This window comes from Clostridium sp. KLE 1755, from assembly GCF_000466465.2.
Classification (GTDB): Bacteria; Bacillota; Clostridia; order Lachnospirales; family Lachnospiraceae; genus Eisenbergiella; species Eisenbergiella porci.
The window spans coordinates 1-18007 of record NZ_KE992655.1; the positions used below are offsets into that span (position 1 = coordinate 1).

Genomic DNA, 18007 nt, shown 5'->3' on the forward strand with positions numbered 1-18007 from the left:
GGTATCCCCCTGACAGACCATCCCCCCATATAGCCCCCCAGGGAAACACAGGGACACGCAGGACTCTCCTTCGCCCCCCCCACCGCAAGATCTTCTTCTCTTTTTCTAAAGAAAACCTTAAGACTTTTTATTTTCTTTTTCTAAAATAGACACACTCACGTCACAATTTTCCGTTATCATATATTTCAGATAGTTAAACAACTCAAAACTATCTCCCCCCTCATAAGAAAACGAAAAGCTGTCATGCGGATTTCCGCCGGCAGCTTTTTCGTTTGTATACCGCAGAAAAAATGACATACGGCCGCATCCCCCATGCCTGCCGTATGTCATTTTTTTACTTCCCCTACATACTTTATACTTACCTTCCGGGATTTTCCATCCATTCCCACGCCAGCTCCACCAGCCTGCTTCTCACCTCCCGGCTCTCAATCATCCTGTCCTGTGTAGCTTTCATTCCATACTTCACTGAAGAAAAGGCCGTTACAGCCGGTTTCACCCCGGCGTTTTCATATATATCCTTCAGCGTCTGAACGGCCGGTTCCAGGCCATGTTCCGGATTCCCAACCAGAATAATTTTCACCTTTTTCCAGAAACGCTTCTCCTCCGCTTCATCGTGAAGCCTGGGAGACATGCGTTCCAGCAGCCGGTAGAAAGCCGACGGTAAATTACCATTGTAAAGCGGCATGACGAAAATGCTCTGTTCTTCCTTATCCATCCACGCCGTCAGCGCGGTCAGCCCGTCCTTTTTCGGGCAGCTGCCGTGGATGCACTCATATTCACATGGTCCGCAGCCCTCCAGGCTGAAATCATGAATTGACCGGATCACAAGCCGGTTATTCGTCTGCTGACGCAGAAACAACAGAAAATCTCCGCAATTGCCGTTCTTTCTGGAACTGAAATTTAATCCAAGCATATCTGCCGCTTCCCTTCCTTCAGCCACCGCACCGTATCCTGAATGGTCTGCATCAGGTCACGCGGGCTGTAGCCTAATTCTTTTGTAGCCTTATCATGTGAGAACCTGTCATTGCTTCTCAGCGTATACAATGAATAAACCGTGTACAGCGGACGTTTCTTTTTCCATCTGGCATAGCCCGCCAGCAGAGGGGCGGCCGCCTTCGCCAGCCACATGGGAAGCACCGGGACGCTTCTGCATTTACAGGTTTTTTTAGCCATGGCAAGCACCTCGCGGATTTCGTAGTGGCGGTTGGAAAGAATATAGCATTCCCCCTTTCTGCCTTTCTCCGCCGCCAGCAGGCAGCCCGTTGCCACATCACGCACATCCACAAAATCATAACCGCCTTTGACGCAGGCCGGAAGCCGTCCCTGAATATAATCGCTTACCAGCTGTACCAGGTAATTTCCCGTGCCGCCAAAGGGGCCGAGAATTCCCGACGGATGGACAATCACCGCATCCAGCCCCTGCTTTACCATATCAAGCACCGCTCTGGTCGCTTCCGCCTTGGTTTTGGCATAGCCGCCGAACACTTTCTTTTCAGAAAAATCCGTTACTTCCTGCATAACCCCAAAGCTTCCGTTTTCCGGAATGGCATGGACCGAGCTCACGTAAACCAGACGTTTTACATGCTTTTCCAGACACAGCCCGGCTACTGTCTTCGTTCCATTCACATTCACATCATAGATCAACGGGGTTACCTCATCGGAAATATCAATCATTCCCGCCGTATGAATAACATAAATCTGCATTCCCTCCAAACCTTCAAAAAGGGGAAGAAGCGACTCTTTTTCCCTTACATCCCCTTTATAATAGGTGACATTTTCAAGCTCCCTCTCCTCCTGTCCCGGCAGTATCAGTCCCCTCACCTGACAGTTTTCATTTGCAAGCATACGGACAATCGTGTTCCCAAGATGTCCGTCCGCGCCCGTGACGATATACATTTTCTTCATGGTGAACCTCCCAATCCAGAATAATTTTCCTCAGGCCGCAACGCATCCCGTCTGATGCCAGTCTGTCTGCACCAGGGTATTAACCGACGTTTCAGTATGGAAATAAAACATCTGATTTCTTTCTTTATTTGTAACAGTTCAGGACGGCATATCGTCCTGAACTGTTCCCTTTACTTTATTATATCAACCTGTTTTTTTCTCTACAATGGACAGTTCCACGCCAGTTGTGCAGCTTTTGAACACATTGGAAAAATTTGTTGTCCATTCGATTTCTTTTATGTTTTATAAAGAAACAGTTAATAAATTTTATAGCTTTTTATGAAAATAGTCATACTCCTGACACATTTTTCGGGTATCATAAATTTCAGATAGATGAACAACACCTATCTCCCCCTCATAAAAGATAAGATAAAAAGGCACCTGTCCGCAGGCGCCTTTTTATCTTATCTTTTCACGGCCAGCCGGCCGCTTATTATCCGGATGGATATTATTCCCGACACTCCACAATTCCGGTTATATTTCCATAATCTCTATATCCTTCATCATTTCCTCCGCCAGCTTCAGAGGCACATTCCCGCTTTCCAACGTGGTCGCATTGGCCGCGGAAACAGCCGCCGCTCTTTGCAGCAGTTCTTCTTCCCCGATGCCAGCCGTCATGGACATGGCCAGGGAAGCCACCACGCTGTCCCCGCAGCCCACCGTGTTCATCGCCATAACCCTGGGCACCCTGGCGTAAAGGCAGCGTCCTTCCCTTGCCAGTATCAGCCCCTTGTCCCCCAGGGAAATCATGACCATCCGGATGCCGGAAGCCAAAAGCACATTGGCCGCATCCTTCACATCCTCCCGATCCTGCAGCCGTCTTCCGATAATGTATTCCAGCTCCTTACGGTTGGGCTTCACAACAGCGGGAGCAGCCTGAATCCCTTCCTTCAGCAGCTCTCCGCTGGTATCCAGAATCACTTTTTTCCCCATCGCGGCCGCGCTGCGTATCAGCCTTGCGTATATATCTGCAGAAATGCCCGGCGCCGCGCTGCCTGAAAGGATAATCAGGCTGCTCTCCTCCGCCAGCCGGATAAAGCTTGCGCCGAACTCCTTCAGATGCGCTTCACTTATGTGCGGTCCCGGCTCCAGAATCTCCGTTACATAGCCGTTATCCGCCACAATATTCATACTGCTGCGTGTTTCCTCCTCCACATGGACAAATGCGCTGCGTATTTTCAGCCTGTCCAGCTGGGCCTCCATCCATTTTCCCTGATAGCCTCCAAGGAAACCAGTGGCAGTCACCTCATAATCGTACTGCCTGAGGATTTTGCTTACATTGATTCCCTTTCCGCCCGGGATATTATCCACCGACCGCATTCTGTTCACACGGCCGGGAAAAAGTTCTCCTGTCCTGTAGGTCTTATCCACCGCCGGATTCAATGTTACCGTCAAAATCATATCTGCCTTCCGTTCCGCCCGCCGGCTTCCGTTTTCCTGCGGGCCTTCTGTTATTTTCTGTAAATTGCAGCTGCTTCGTCCCACCACAGTTACTGCAAATCCTTCTTCATTCCTATTTTATCATACTTCCCCGTTTCACGGCATCATATATGGAGAAATTTTATAACAGCCAGCAGCAGCCCGCCTGTTACCCAAAATCTGTTTTTCCGGCGGCTTGCTTACTGATACTGCTGCATCACCAGCTGGAGCTTCGTATTTCCCTGATAGGTATTGAGGGAAGGATAATAGGTTACGGACATGCGTATATCCTGGGTCTTTCCCAGATAAAGCCTGTCCACAGCTTCCTGCCCGAACCGTGCAGCCATGTACGCATTCAAAGGCGCCGGATCGCCGAAGGCCATCATCTCCCATCGCTTTCCGCAGTCATCCAGCACGGTAAAGCGCACGGCATTCCCATTTTTCCCCAAAATGCGGGCTGAAAGGAAGGCCATATCCTTCTGGGCAAATACCGGCTTGGGATTTCCGTTGCCAAAAGGCTCCAGCAGCTCCAGTTCCCGCACAAAATCCATGGATACATGGGAAACAGGCATCGGTACGTCGATATGTACTCTTTCCTCCAGATCGCTTTCCGTCAGGGTGCAGACAGCATTGATTTCCCTGCGGAAATTCTCCACATCCTTTTCCTCCAGGGAAAGGCCGGCCGCCATTTTATGTCCGCCGTATTTGGTAAAAAGCTGTTTTACCTTCGTCATTTCCTCAAACATATGATAGGTTTCGATGGAACGTCCGCTTCCCTTCACCCCCTCTTCCCCTTTTGTGAGGACAAAAACGGGCTTGTAGTATTTTTCCCGCACCCTTCCGGCAATGATTCCCGCCAGGCTTTCATGGCAGTCGGGCAGGTACACCACCAGCACCCGATCCTTTCCAAGCCCGCTTTCTTCCACCAGCTTAACCGCCTTTTTGACAAAAATATCGGTCATTTCCTTCCGGCTGTCGTTAAGCTGCTTCAGATCGGCCGCTATCCGCACTGCTTCCCCTCTGTCCTCAGCTTCCAGTAGCTGAAGGGCTCTTACCGCCGTATCCAGCCGCCCGGTGGCATTCAGGCACGGCCCCATGACAAAACCGATGTGATAGGCAGAAAGCTTTTTCTTATCGATGCCGTTTACCTCCATCAGCGCCCGAAGCCCCTGGTTAACAGTACTCTGCATGTGGGAAAGGCCGAATTTCACAATTATCCGGTTTTCATCCAGAAGCTCCATAACGTCACATACCGTGGCGAATGCCGCCAGCTCCAGCAGTTCTTCCAGAAGCGCACTCTCCCTTTTCTCCAGCCCCAGCCTCCTGAAAAGGCTCATAATCACCTTATAAGCCACCACAGCGCCGCAGATGCCTTTGTAGGGATAATTATCCCCTTCCTGCTTCGGGTCAATTACCACGTCCGCCGGAGGCATCAGATAGCGTCTTTCCCCGCCGCTTTCCTCATAGGGAACCTCATGGTGATCCGTGACGATCACCGTCATTCCCTTCTTCTTTGCCAGCTCAATCTGGGGCGCGGCGGCGATGCCGTTGTCGCAGGTAATGATGGTATCAACTCCTGCCTCCCACGCATCCTCCACCAGATGCTCATTCAGGCCATAGCCGTCCTTCATCCGGTGCGGAATGGCGGTATCCGCCAAGGCCCCCGCATGTAGCAGGCCCTTATGCAGGATAAAGGTGGAGCAGATACCGTCCGCATCATAGTCTCCTATAATCCTGATCTGCTTATTTTCCCTGATTTTTCTTTCCAGAATTTCCACCGCGCACTCCATGCCCAAAAGCAGCCCGGGATCATACATTTCCTCCACGGTCCCCTGCAGGTATTTCCGGATATCGTCTTCCTCCACAATATCCCTGTTTCTGATAATCCGGGCGAGTACCGGACTGATACCGAAGGTTTCACCAATTTTCTGAAAGTCCGCTCTCTTTGCGGCTACGAACCATTTTGCCATATCAACATTCTCCGTTATAATCCAGAGCGGCAGAACCATTCAAAAAATCCGCCCCGGACAATACAGTTTCTCTTACATTTATGGGTTTAAAAAGGCGTTCTGACAAGCAGAACGCCTTTCCTATCAATCAGCTTTTATCTGGACTTGACTTTCACCGCTGTGTTCTTGCTCTTTCCCGCAATCCTGGTACGCAGGACAAACCACAGCGCACCGGTAATGCATACGGAAGAATAAGTACCGCAGACGATACCAACCATCAGAGGCAGTGCAAATTCACGGATAGAGCTTACGCCCATGATATAAAGCACTGCAACCATAATAAAGGTTGTCAGCGAAGTAAAGATACTTCTGGACAGTGTCTGTGTGATACTCTTGTTCACCAGTCCGTTCAGCTCACTCTTTCCTTCCAGATTAATATTTTCACGGATACGGTCGAAGATAACGATGGTAGCATTGATGGAGTAACCTACAATGGTAAGCATACATGCAATGAAGGTGCTGCCCACGGATACCCGCACCGCCGCATAGAAGGCCAGTACCACCAGTACGTCGTGAATCAGGGCTGCAACAGCGCTGGCGCCGAAACGGATATCCTTGAAACGGAACCAGATGTAGATCAGCATGCAGACAGTTGCTATCACTACCGCAACGACTGCTTCCCTTCTCATTTCACCGCTGATGGTAGAGCTGATGGTTTCTGCCGTAATCTTCTCCTGATCCACGCCGAAGCTCTCCTCCAGGGTATTATTCAGCTCTTCTCTTTCCGTCACATCCAGTGTCCTGGTTTTGAAAATTACCTCATTGGTTCCCTGTACCTTCTGGGTCTGCACGTTACCGTCGCCGGTAATCTTCTCGATCATGGGAACCACATTGGCATCGATATCCTCAATGGACATATTTTCATTAAAGGTAACGTTGGTGGAGGTACCGCCGATGAACTCCAGGCTGTAGTTCAGGCTCTGGCCGGTTCTTCCCTTGTTCACACCCATAAATACGAAGCCTGCAACAATCAGGACGATAGAAATTGTAAAAAATACCGCTTTTTTGGAAAGGAAGTTCACAGGCTTCTTTTCCTTTGCGCGTCCGTACAGCTTTTCGTTCTGCATGCCCACTGCATAGAAAGCATTCAGAATCAATCGCGTTATCACCAGCGCCGTGAACATGGAAACCACGATACCAAGAGCCAGTGTCTGTGCAAAGCCCTTAACCGTACCTGAGCCCATGAAGCCCAGCACCGCAGCTGCGATAAGTGTGGTAATATTTCCGTCCAGAATTGCGGAAAGCGCCTTCTGGAAACCGATTTTTATAGAAGATTTCACCGTCTTGCCGGTGGCGATTTCCTCACGGATACGAGCGAAAATAATAACGTTGGCATCCACCGCCATACCGATAGACAGGATAATACCTGCAATACCGGGAAGTGTCAGGGTGATTTCAAAACCGTTGAGCAGCAGGATCATCAGCACTACGTACATGCACAGTGCCAGGGAGCTTGCCACACCGGGAATCCAGTAAACAGCGATCATGAATACCATAACGATAGCCATGCCGATAGCTCCTGCCATAAGGCTCGTCCTGATGGCTGCAGAACCAAGCTGTGCGCCGACCACGTTGGAACGCAGCTCTTCCAGCTCCAGCTTCAGTCCGCCGATACGGATGGTGGAAGCCAGCGTTTCCGCCTCTTCAAAGGTGCCCATACCGGTAATTACCGCAGAACCGTCTGTAATTTCAGACTGTACTGCCGGCGCGCTTACCACGGAACCGTCATAAATGATGTAAATAATGTCCCGTGTGGGAGCCGCCTTCTTGGTGGCTTCTGCAAATTTGACTTTTCCTTCTTCCGTCAGCGTCAGCTGAACTACCGCCTCCTGGTTGCCCAGGCTGTTCTTCTGGTAGCCGGCCTGTGCATCCGCCACATCCGTGCCTTCCAGAACCACATTTCCCTGGGAATCCTGGAAGGAAAGGGAACCGGGCTTGCCCAGCTCCTCCAAAACCGCATTGGCATCGGATACACCGGGGATTTCAATATTGATACGATCTGAACCCTCCTGGTATACCTGCGCCTCGGTGGAGTAATTTTCCACACGCTTCTGCAGCTTGTAGATGGTGTCATTCATGTCAGCGGCGCTGGGTGCCTCGTCCCCAACCACCTGATAGGTGATGCTGACGCCGCCCGCCAGGTCAAGTCCCTGCTTAACGCTGGAAGCGGAGCCTGATTTGTTCTCGCCTACACCAAAAATGGACACATAGCCCAATCCGGCCAAGATGACGATGAACGCAATCAGGGTAAAGATTCCTTTTTTCTTGTTCATTGCTTTTTTCTCCTTCATTCTAGTCGGCCAGTGCCGCTTTTATCATAATCGCACATTCGATACGCTTTTTCTGGAGTTCGCAGCCCAAATCATAGGTGCCGTTGATATTGCCCGTAAAGTTATAGGCATTTGCCGCACAGCCGCCGCTGCAGTAAAACTTGGCGAAGCAGTTCCTGCACTTTTCCTTGGCATAAACATTGCAGGTCTTGAATTCATCCCGGATATCCGTCCTGACGATTCCGTCATCCACATTTCCCATGAGGAACTCTTCCTTGCCCACGAACTGATGGCAGGGATAAAAATCGCCCCACGGCGTCACAGCCAGATACTCTGTCCCTGAGCCGCAGCCGGAAAGCCGCTTTGCCACACAGGGGCCGCCGCTTAAATCTATCATAAAATGGAAGAAATTAACGCCCTTGCCTTCCTTCTGCCGCTTTAAAAGCTCTGCTGCCAGCTTGTCATATTCCTCAAGCAGCACGGGAAGATCCTCTTCTTTGAGGGCATAGGGTTCCGAAGGCTCCGCCACCACCGGCTCCACGGAAATTTGCTCAAAGCCCAGATCCGCCAGATGCTTTACATCCTCGCCAAAGTCCAGGTTATTGTGGGTGAAGGTGCCGCGCACATAATAATTGAACTGATCACGGCTCTCCGCCAGCTTCTGGAACTTGGGAACAATGATGTCATAGCTTCCCTGTCCGCCTCTGTGAGGACGCATTTTGTCATTTACTTCCTTACGTCCGTCAATGCTGAGGACCACATTGGACATTTCTTTATTAACAAACTCCTGAACCTCGTCGTTGAGCAGGATTCCGTTGGTCGTCAGGGTAAAACGGAATTTCTTATGATTGGGCTCCTCCAGGCTCCTGCCGTAGGCTACCAGGTCTTTTACCACCTGCCAGTTCATCAGAGGCTCGCCGCCGAAGAAATCCACCTCAAGATTCACCCTGCTGCCGGAATTGGCAACCAGAAAATCCAGGGCCTTTTTCCCCACTTCAAAGCTCATCAGGGCGCGTCTGCCGTGATATTCCCCTTCCTCCGCAAAGCAGTAGCGGCAGGCAAGGTTGCAGTCATGGGCAATATGCAGGCACAGCGCCTTTACCACCGTCTGCCTGTTCTTGAAATCCCCGATATAATTTTCGTAAATATCCTCCGTAAACAGCTGTCCGGCTTCATACAGCTCCAGAATTTCTTCTACAGCTTCCTCCAGCTCCTGTTCTGTATAAGAAAGCTTTTTTTCAGAGAGCTGCTCTTTTTCAGACTGCTGTCCTTCACCGGAGCGCTCCGCTTTCAGCGCTGTAAGGATACCCTCTTTTTCTTTTACTCCGTTATTGATGCATTCCTCAATCCGTGGTATCACATCATAGACACAATCGTCCACAACATGTACGCTTCCGCTGTTCACATCCATTACGATGTTGTAGCCGTTGTTTTTGTACTGGTGTATCACTGGAAAACTTCCTTTCTGTTTTATAGAAACTGTCCGGGGCCGGACTCCGAACGCCAGTCCCCAAACAGTCCTTTATCCATTTCCGTCCGCCCTCTCAGGCCGCAAGTAAAAAAGCTGCGCCCCGCCTCGGCCATGTCTTCACGTATAATAAGCAGCGATGGGTATCGCTGCTTATAAAAACCTTATGCGGTTTCTTTCGGAGCTGCTTATTTCATTTTCTCGCAGCTCTGGTTTCCTACTGTGCAGGATGTCTTGCAGGCTGACTGGCAGGATGTCTGGCATTCGCCGCAGCCGCCCTTCTTCATGGATTCTTTTAAGTCTCTTGTGGTCAGTGTTTTAATATGTTTCATACCATTGCCTCCTTGCATGAGAAAATCCGCGGAAACGGATGCTCTTTATCTGGACAGAGGTCGGCCTGAACCCCAGGCGCCATTGTCTAAGCTAGTATATCATAGTTTTTTATTGAGGGAAAGTATTTTTTGTCAAAAAAGTGCTGTAAAAAAAGGGTTAATCATGAAAGATGATGTAACGGTCCGGACCGGTCAGAGCTCAACTGCTGCCGGCTGATAACCGCTGCCTCGCAAAATGCATCGTCTCAGCTGAGCATCCCGCCCAGCATCCCGCCGGCCGCACAGATTGACAGCGTGGTAAAAAAGTGTGTGCCCAGATCCTTAAATTCGTGGTTCACCGCCAGCGATATCAGCGCCATCACCGCGAAATAGGCAAGTCCCACCGCAAGCCCCCAGAGGAACTTTCTGCTTCCCATTCTTTTTCCCGTCATAAACCCGGCAAAAAACACGGCAATCACGTAAATGACGATGATGGCAATGGATACGATTTTCTCGGACAGCTGGAATTTGTAGAGAAACAGCGCCAGCAGCAGCAGGAAGCCTCCTGTCAGTATGTAGGAAAACAGCAGGCACTTCAGCAGAAACAGTATGTTGGAACTCCTGATTTCTTTTTTGTCCATATTCCTCTCCTCCTTGAAACATGTATATTCCCTTCCCCCTCCGATTTATTCCTTTTTCCTCATTACTGTCCGGCCAAATGCAGCTTCATCCAGTGGCTTCTTAGCCCGGAAACGGCTATTGTCAGGAAACGGGGGCCTTACTTTCTTTCTCTTCCCCGGCGATTCCTTTCTCTTCCTTAGTGATGTGCTTGACATTTCGCTCAGTTTTATGTAAGATTCCTATAATTACTCATAATAATTCAGGCAACATCCTGTCCTGAATTTTTACAAATACTTAGGAAAATTTATCCCCGGAGCTGAATGCTCCCGGGACTTATTAAAAAAAGGAGTGAAATTTTACGTGGATTCATCGTCGGTCCTACAATTTATTTTTCTGATTGTTCTTATTGCCCTGTCGGCATTCTTTTCTTCTGCGGAAACCGCCCTCACCACCGTCAACCGGGTGCGTGTGCGTACGCTGATAGATGAAGGGAACAGGCGCGCTGCGGTGCTCCAGAAGGTCCTGGACAACTACAGCAAGATGCTCAGTTCCATTCTTATCGGCAACAACGTGGTAAACCTCTCCGCTTCCGCCCTCACCACCACACTTGCAATGAAACTATGGGGAAATTATGCGGTGAGCATCGCCACCGGCGTCCTGACGCTGGTCGTCCTGCTTTGCGGCGAAATCGTCCCCAAAAATGCCGCCACCCTGAATGCGGAAAAAATATCCCTGGCTTACGCCCGCATCATCTATTATCTGATGAAGCTGCTGACGCCGCTGATTTATATTGTGGATCGGCTTTCCGTAGGCATCATGATCCTGCTGCATGTGGATCCGAATAAGAAAAAAGATCAGATCACGGAATCTGAATTGAAAACCTACGTGGATGTCAGCCATGAGGATGGCGTGATTGAATCCGAAGAACGGGAAATGATTTACAATGTGTTCGACTTCAGCGACGCCGTTGCCAAGGATATCATGATACCCCGTATCGACATGAGCACCATCAATGTGGAAGCAGGCTATGAAGAACTGCTGGGGGTTTTCAAGGAATATATGTATACGCGTATTCCTGTCTACCAGGACGATAATGACAATATCATCGGTCTCGTCAACATCAAGGACTTTATCCTGGTGGAGGATCGGGAAAACTTTAAAATCACGGACATCCTCAGGGATGCCTATTACACCTATGAATTTAAAAAGACTGCCGATCTTATGATAGAAATGCGCGAGAAACGCTTTAACGTGGCTTTCGTGCTCAATGAATACGGCTCCTGCGTGGGAATGATTACCCTGGAAGACCTGCTTGAGGAAATCGTAGGGGAAATCAGGGACGAATATGATGCGGACGAGGATGAACTGATTCAGGAAATCGGCGAACGCCAGTATCTTGTGGAAGGCGGCATGAAGCTGGATGACATCAATGACGCCCTGGGAACGGAGCTGGAAAGCGAGGACTATGATTCCATCGGAGGCATCATCATTGAAATTCTGGACCGCATGCCGGTTCCCGGCGATGAAGTGACCACCGAAGCCGGAATCATGCTGCGCGCTGAAAATGTGCAGCAAAACAGAATTACCAAAGTTCTGATGACGCTTCCTGAACCGCCTGCACCGCAGGAGGATGAAGGCGACGGCAATGGCCGGGATTCCTTTTTTGATAAAGGGGGCCGGGAAGAAAATTCCGGCGACCAGCAAAGCTGATTTAATTACACTGCAAAAACGGACTGCAGGCTGGCAGTCCGTTTTTACTATATAAAAGGGAGGTTTATGTAAAAGGAAGAATGGATGCATTCCTCCTGGAACGAAATAAATCTAAAACCCGGACGATCCTTCAAAGGAAACGCCTTCCTTCCCAAAATAGCAGATACACTCATGGCCCTCCCCATCCGTAATGCGGATGGCTTCCTGAATATTATCCCCCACAGTCAGACCGACTCTGGCGGCCCGGGCTGAAGCTGGAGCAATCCCGTTTGCTTCCAGTCCGGCCAGAACAGCTTCCATGTTGGAATCCAGATCGTACGGATAGGAGGTCTCCGCACTGCTGATTCTCTGCAGGCCGCCGCCGTCATATGCCAACACTATATAGCCGCATTGTCCTTCATCTGCGCAATAAGTACAGTAATACAGTTCCTTATCCGATAAACTGTTTCCATCCCCATCCAGCATCTGATAAGCAGCAAAGCTGTCGTAGCTCCACACCGCATTTTTCAGATTCCGGCAGGTCCAGTCATTTATCAGTTTTTTGAATATATTTTTCTGAAACATTCCAAAAGCTCTTTTGTCCTGGCCTTCATAATAGGACCGGCGCAGGGCGTCTGCCATAAGCTCCTTATTATCTGAGGGAGCTCTGGTCACAGTTTTCTGTGTTTCTTCCTGTATCTCTTCCTGGGATTCCGAGGTATTCTGCCGGCCGTCCGCCTGTATCCCGCACACCGCCAGGCTTATTCCGAAAACACAGACTGTCATGTAAAAAATACCTGTCTTCTTTTTCATAACATCCCCCATCTTCCCGGCTTTGCCTTGAATAAATTCTTCCGCAGCTGCGAAGGAACTCAACAGCCGCTTTTTTGTATCTATATCCATAATATCCCTGTTTTCTAAATAAAAAGCGGGGTTATTTCTCAATTTTTCCTGAAGATTGGCGATGTATTTTCTTTATGTCCCGGGGATGCCTTCCGCTCAGGCCTATGACTGCAGCTTCTCCTCCTTTGGCTGCAATTCTTCTGCTTTGGGCTGCAATAATTCTGTCTATGGCTGCAGATCCTCTGCCTTCACCCGGACTTTCACCGTCCTGTTCGTCCATTCCTCCGGTATATCCTCAAAGCCTGTAATCACAGGAGGCGTATTATCAATATTGATAATATTCAGCTGCAGCTCTCCCTCTCGGACCGTATAGTCTTCACCGCAGTTCAACCGGCAGGTAACAATACCATTTTCCTTTACTGTAAACGATTCATTTCCGCCGGGAATCCCGTTCCAAATGTAGCTTTCCGGCGGTACTGACGCTTCGCCCAGCTTTTCATATTCGGCGTGAAGGACCACTTTTTTCGTCCAGTCCGCAGTATCCGCCGAAAGCCTGAAGCCAAAAACAGGCTCACCCTCTTCCATCAGACCGGAGGAACTGAAAATCAGCACGCTGGTACTGCTGCCCGGCCGTGCCGCCGATACCTCGCGGGAAAAGCACAATGACAGACCAGCCAGCGCCGCGGCAAATACCGCCGCCTTCCTGACTCTTCCCGGCGTCCGCCCGTTTTTTCCTCCGCGGCCTCTCTTAAACTTCCTGATTTCGGCTTTTTTCAGCCTGATTTCTTCTATTACTTTTTCATAAATTTCTTTTTCTTCTTTTTTCATACTCTTCTCCTATCTACCCCTTTCTGCGGGCATACGACTAATGTCGGGCTGCTGCACACGCCCTTTTCACCCCGTTTTCCTCGGTTGTCGTATTCCCCCCTTTCAGGAAGACAAACGGGCTCTCCTGCAGCTCTGCCGCAGCGCGGATTCGCAATCCATGCGCGGTAATCCGGCAGAATGTCTACTGTAACAGATAATAAAATGGGAATAATTGAGCGGAGCCGTCTGCCGCTTTCCTGCGGATGCTCCCTGAAAAACAGACTGCGCTGCCGTGCATAACGGCCCAATGCCGCGCACGATAGTGCCAAATGAGAATAACACCGGAATGGTGTAAAAATATATTACACGAAACCGTTATGAAATGCAACCATAATTTTATGATTTTTTACTGATGATTTTTTCCTGGAATTTATACGCACCGATACACGGGCGCGCCATAGAATAATAGCAAGAAAATACAGGTGATTTTATATGGCCGAATTTACTTATACCATATTTCTGGATGCAGGACACGGCGGTTCTGATCCCGGAGCTACATTCAACGGACGGCAGGAAAAGGACGATACGCTGAACCTTACCCTTGCCGTGGGAAAAATCCTGGAAAGCTATGGCTTCCGGGTCATTTATGCCAGAACGGAAGATATCTATCAGTCTCCCTATCAGAAGGCAGCGCTGGGAAATGACTCCGGCGCCAATGTATTTATCTCCATACACCGTAATTCCAGCCCTTATCCGAACCAGTACAGCGGTGTGGAAAGCCTGGTATACAATGCATGGCTTCCTGCCGGGACCATTGCAACCAACATAAACCGCCAGCTTGAACAGGTCGGCTTCAAAAATCTGGGCGTGAACGAACGTCCCAATCTGGTCGTCCTGCGCCAGAGCAATATTCCCGCTGTCCTGGTGGAGGTCGGGTTCATAAATAACGAAAAGGACAACGAGCTTTTTGATCGGGAATTTGACGCCATAGCCAGAGCGATTGCCGACGGCATCGCAGGAACACTCTGGAGCTGGTAGCCTCCCTTTCCCAAAGTCCAATTTCCCGTAACGGTCTGTCGGTTATCAGACCCTCGCTGCAGCAGCCGGCAGGATGCCCCGCGTAACTACCCGACTCGCTGCCACAGAAAAAAATACTGTGAAGCTCTACCATATTTCAGGAGCTTCACAGTATTTTTTTAATTTTTATATTTTTCCTTTTTCTCAGGAGAAAACCCGATATCCGCAGCCGGGTTCCTGCGGGCAAGCCAGGCAAGAACCGTCTCGGCATCCTGTTTTTCCTCCAGGCGGATGTCCGTCCGTCTGCCACCCTCTGTCACAAGGATCAGATGCTCCACCTCATAATTGGTGGTGCCGCAGCAAAGCCTGCTCTGCACATCCTCTACCTGCCTGTAGGCCCATAAGATTTCCCGCCACGCCAGATACCAGACGCCCAAAGCCTTTTTTCGGAACAGATAAGTCTCTCCCAGATGGAATTTCCCCTGAACCGTGCTTTTCTCATAGTCCGCCGCCAGCTGCTCATCTTCAGCCCTGCCCGCTCCGGGTATCCATTTCATAAGGCACCTCCTCCTTTTTCCCGGCCGCAGGCCTGCAACACAGGCCCGCAGCTGTCAAATACACTACAGAAACAGCGATACCAGCGGTATTGTAACGATACTGAAAAGCGTACTCAACACCGTTCCCCTGGTACAGCAGGTTTCATCCGCCCCGTATTCCGCCGCCAGCGGCACCACGATGCTGCCCACCGGCATTCCAAGCATGAACACGAAAATTCCCGCCAGCTCCGCAGGCAGCGCAAAATTCCTGATGACCAGCGCTGCCGTCATGGGAATAATAAGCAGCTTGATTGCCAGAAAAGCATATATTTTCGCCTCTCCCAGAAGCTCCTTCAGGTTTGCCTGGGCGATAGACGCCCCAATCAGCATCATGGACATGGGAATGGCCGCATTGCCCATGTAGCCTGTGAAGCTTTTCACGCTCTCCGCCGCCGGTATGTTCCCCGCAAAAACCACAACGGATACCAGGCAGGCGGCCACGCCGGGATTCATCAGTTTTTTAAAATCGGTCTTTTCCTTTTTCCCGCCCGAAATCAAATGGATCCCATACGTATAAAGCAAAATATTATAAATCAGGATATAAAAAGATACATAAAAAACACATTCCTCGCCATAAACACTGGAAACAAGAGGAATTGCCATAAATCCCACATTGGAAAAAACAGTCATCATACGGTACAGATGGTTCTGGGAGGGCTTCACGCGCAGCAGGCGCACCACCAGAAAGCTGACCGCAATCAGGATGATAAAATACAGGAGGATAAGCAGCAGGTTTATAAAAACCTTTTCTCCGTTCTCCCCGCCGCTTCTTCCCAGCACTCCATTGATGATAATCAGCGGATTCAGTATATTTACCACAATTTTCGACAGTTTGCCATAGGCATTTCTGTCAATCCATTCTTTTCTATAGCTGTAATAGCCGATGGCCATCATTGCAAGAAGTATCAGCATCTGCTGCAAAACAACAAAGGTGTCCATTTCCTTAATCCCCCATGCCGTCCATTCTATCACAACCTGCAGGGGATTTCCACAGGAAAAGCTTTTCCATGCTACTGTGCCGCAGTCAGGTAATTGGTGACGGCATAAACGGTCTGTCCGCCTACGGTCAGCCTGGACCAGCCATTGCTGCCGATACCGGTACGGGCCGCCGCCTCTCCGTTATGAAGCACGCCCACTATCGTATCCGGGCTGTCGGTGCTTGGCACCGAGCGCAGATTGGTTTCACTCTTCGCAGTAACCACATCATTTACCGGGGTAAAGGTAATTCCCGCCTCCGGATTCTCCGGGGTAGGGGTACTGTTTGATTTATAGTTTAAATCCGTGGTCAGATAGCTGCTTACCGCATAGAGAATCTGTCCGTTATAGCTGATCTGCGACCAGCCGTTGCTGCCGATGCCCACCCGTGTTACCGTATCTCCGTAATGGATGGTTGCCGCAATGGTATCCGGATTGTCCGTACCGGGGGCTGTGCGCAGATTGGTGGTATCCTTGGCTGTCACGGTTTCATTCACCGGTTCGTAGGCCGGCCCGGTCTGTACGGGCGTCTGCGCTTCAGAAGGCGCCTGATAGCCCAAATCCGCCGTAAGGAAGCTGCTTACCGCATATACCTTCTGCCCATTGTATTCCAGACGTGACCAGCCGTTGCTGCCTATGCCGGTACGTGTCGCCGTCTGTCCGTTAACCAGCCTGGCCACCACCTGTGAACCTTCCGCCGTAGTGGGCGCAGTGCGCAGGTTGGTCTCTATCTTGGCCGTTACCGTCTCGTTTACTTCCGTGAAATTAATACCCACCTCAGGATTGGCTCCTACCTCCTGCGCCGGCGTGGGATCCTTCGCTTCCGCCTCCCTGCTGTAGCCAAAATACGCCACATTCACATCCACCTTTTTGCTGATGCCCGCCACTTGGCCCTGGCTGGTATACTGCCACATGGCATGCGTACCCGAATATGCGGAAGCCGGCGTTTCCGGAAAAGGTTTCTCAGGATACTGGGACACCCATATTTTATATTTGTTTCCCAATGCATTCATATCCCATTCCTTACTGCCTTCCATTTCATTTCTTGAGGCGTAAAACATGGGCGTATATCCCGAAGCCTGCACCGTATCAAGGAAGGCGGCCGCGATACCCGTGCGCACCGACTTGTCCAGGCCGTACTGCCTGCTGTCCGGCGATGAAAAATCCTCACAGTTATAAGCCACCGGATAGGTGATTTTATATTTTGCAATAAAATTCACCACCCAGGAGGCCTCTTCCCTGGCTTCCTGCTCCGTAATGGCTGAAGAAAAGAAATATGCGCCCACTTTAATGCCGTTTTTCTGGGCCTCCTGCATATTATAGCGGGCCGTGGGATCCTCATAAATAATCCCCGTGGCCTTCGTACGATAGCCCACGCGCACCATTACAAAATCGATTCCCGCCTCCTTCACCTTCGTCCAGTTGATATTACCGCCCTGGTATTTGGAAACGTCGATCCCAAGCGTTGCCTCTGCGGTTTCTCCTGCGGCTGCGGACATGGTATCCGTATTGATGCTTACTGCCGCTCCGTTCCCCTGTCCGGAAGCATTCGAAGACTTCTGAGGGTCCTCCTTATCCTCCATGCTTCCCACCTCGGCCGCTACGGCAGGCTGTGCAGCCGGTTCCCGGCCCATATCCTCCGCCTGTCCGGAAGCCGTTTCCTGCACTGTTTCCTGCATTTCTTCCGTGCCGTCCGGGCCACTTTCCGGAATGCTTTCCGCGGGCGCCGTGCTCTCCGGCTCCCTCTCACCTTCTGTGACGCTTTCCGTGAACGTCCCCGTCTCCTGCTTTTTCCCGCCTGTGGTAAATTTCAGAATCAGAAAAACCGCAGCGGCAACTGCCAGCACCGCCAGAATAACCGGCAGGACCATCAGCAGCGTATCCTTCGTCCTCCGTTTTCCACGTCTTCTTTTGTATTTCCTGTCGCTCATGTCCATCCCCCTTTTTTGGCTGAATCATGCCCTGCCTGTACGGCCTCCTTTTACATCAAAGCCCTTCCTTCCCACCCGGGAAACAAAAACCCCTGTTTACGGAAGCT

The 18007-nt window shown here is 50.4% G+C and carries 15 protein-coding genes; 2 read left to right on the forward strand and 13 right to left on the reverse strand.

Translation table 11 applies throughout. The features are described from left to right. Window positions 1-358: 358 nt before the first annotated feature. From HMPREF1548_RS02145 to HMPREF1548_RS02180, 8 genes are all read right to left on the reverse strand, one after another. The gene (locus HMPREF1548_RS02145; protein ID WP_021634040.1) at window positions 359-913 is read right to left on the reverse strand and encodes a flavodoxin family protein; all 555 of its coding nucleotides are present in this window, start codon (window positions 911-913) and stop codon (window positions 359-361) included. Further along, a complete protein-coding gene (locus HMPREF1548_RS02150) occupies window positions 901-1905 on the reverse strand; it encodes an NAD-dependent epimerase/dehydratase family protein (protein ID WP_021634041.1) in 1005 nt (334 codons plus the stop codon). The genes HMPREF1548_RS02145 and HMPREF1548_RS02150 overlap by 13 nt, the downstream gene beginning before the upstream one ends. Before the next feature lie 513 nt (window positions 1906-2418). Then, entirely contained in the window at window positions 2419-3345 is a 927-nt protein-coding gene (gene pfkB, locus HMPREF1548_RS02155) for a 1-phosphofructokinase (protein WP_021634043.1), read from the reverse strand. A 218-nt stretch (window positions 3346-3563) separates the two neighbouring features. Further along, window positions 3564-5333, reverse strand: coding sequence for a single-stranded-DNA-specific exonuclease RecJ (gene recJ, locus HMPREF1548_RS02160; protein WP_035320726.1), 1770 nt, complete (start codon window positions 5331-5333; stop codon window positions 3564-3566). A 134-nt stretch (window positions 5334-5467) separates the two neighbouring features. Beyond that, a complete protein-coding gene (locus tag HMPREF1548_RS02165; RefSeq protein WP_035320708.1) occupies window positions 5468-7645 on the reverse strand; it encodes a protein translocase subunit SecDF in 2178 nt (725 codons plus the stop codon). A gap of 19 nt (window positions 7646-7664) precedes the next feature. Continuing rightward, on the reverse strand, window positions 7665-9092 hold the full coding sequence (gene scfB, locus HMPREF1548_RS02170) for a thioether cross-link-forming SCIFF peptide maturase (RefSeq protein WP_021634046.1): 1428 nt from the start codon (window positions 9090-9092) through the stop codon (window positions 7665-7667). 206 nt (window positions 9093-9298) lie between these two features. Next, entirely contained in the window at window positions 9299-9442 is a 144-nt protein-coding gene (gene scfA / locus HMPREF1548_RS02175) for a six-cysteine ranthipeptide SCIFF (protein ID WP_009250044.1), read from the reverse strand. A 245-nt stretch (window positions 9443-9687) separates the two neighbouring features. Continuing rightward, window positions 9688-10062: a TIGR04086 family membrane protein gene (locus HMPREF1548_RS02180; protein WP_021634048.1), complete on the reverse strand. Its 375-nt coding sequence runs from the start codon at window positions 10060-10062 to the stop codon at window positions 9688-9690. A gap of 340 nt (window positions 10063-10402) precedes the next feature. On the opposite strand from HMPREF1548_RS02180, the gene HMPREF1548_RS02185 reads away from it, so the two are divergent. Next, window positions 10403-11752 carry an HlyC/CorC family transporter gene (locus tag HMPREF1548_RS02185; protein WP_025490876.1) on the forward strand — a complete coding sequence of 450 codons (1350 nt, stop codon included), beginning with the start codon at window positions 10403-10405 and terminating at the stop codon, window positions 11750-11752. 111 nt (window positions 11753-11863) lie between these two features. Here the strand turns inward: HMPREF1548_RS02185 and HMPREF1548_RS02190 are convergent, their stop codons facing one another. Continuing rightward, a complete protein-coding gene (locus tag HMPREF1548_RS02190; protein ID WP_157065616.1) occupies window positions 11864-12544 on the reverse strand; it encodes a hypothetical protein in 681 nt (226 codons plus the stop codon). A 255-nt stretch (window positions 12545-12799) separates the two neighbouring features. After that, window positions 12800-13402 (reverse strand): hypothetical protein, encoded by a 603-nt coding sequence (locus HMPREF1548_RS02195; protein ID WP_021634052.1) that lies wholly within the window; start codon window positions 13400-13402, stop codon window positions 12800-12802. A gap of 471 nt (window positions 13403-13873) precedes the next feature. Between HMPREF1548_RS02195 and HMPREF1548_RS02200 the strand changes: the two genes are divergently transcribed. Beyond that, window positions 13874-14419: an N-acetylmuramoyl-L-alanine amidase family protein gene (locus HMPREF1548_RS02200; protein ID WP_021634054.1), complete on the forward strand. Its 546-nt coding sequence runs from the start codon at window positions 13874-13876 to the stop codon at window positions 14417-14419. 158 nt (window positions 14420-14577) lie between these two features. Here HMPREF1548_RS02200 and HMPREF1548_RS02205 read toward each other — a convergent pair whose 3' ends face one another. From HMPREF1548_RS02205 to HMPREF1548_RS02215, 3 genes are all read right to left on the reverse strand, one after another. Continuing rightward, entirely contained in the window at window positions 14578-14955 is a 378-nt protein-coding gene (locus HMPREF1548_RS02205) for a DUF6709 family protein (protein ID WP_021634055.1), read from the reverse strand. 63 nt (window positions 14956-15018) lie between these two features. After that, window positions 15019-15966, reverse strand: a complete 948-nt coding sequence (locus HMPREF1548_RS02210; RefSeq protein ID WP_021634056.1) for an AEC family transporter — start codon at window positions 15964-15966, stop codon at window positions 15019-15021. 38 nt (window positions 15967-16004) lie between these two features. Then, a complete protein-coding gene (locus HMPREF1548_RS02215; protein ID WP_051358296.1) occupies window positions 16005-17900 on the reverse strand; it encodes a GH25 family lysozyme in 1896 nt (631 codons plus the stop codon). Between the last annotated feature and the right edge of the window lie 107 nt (window positions 17901-18007).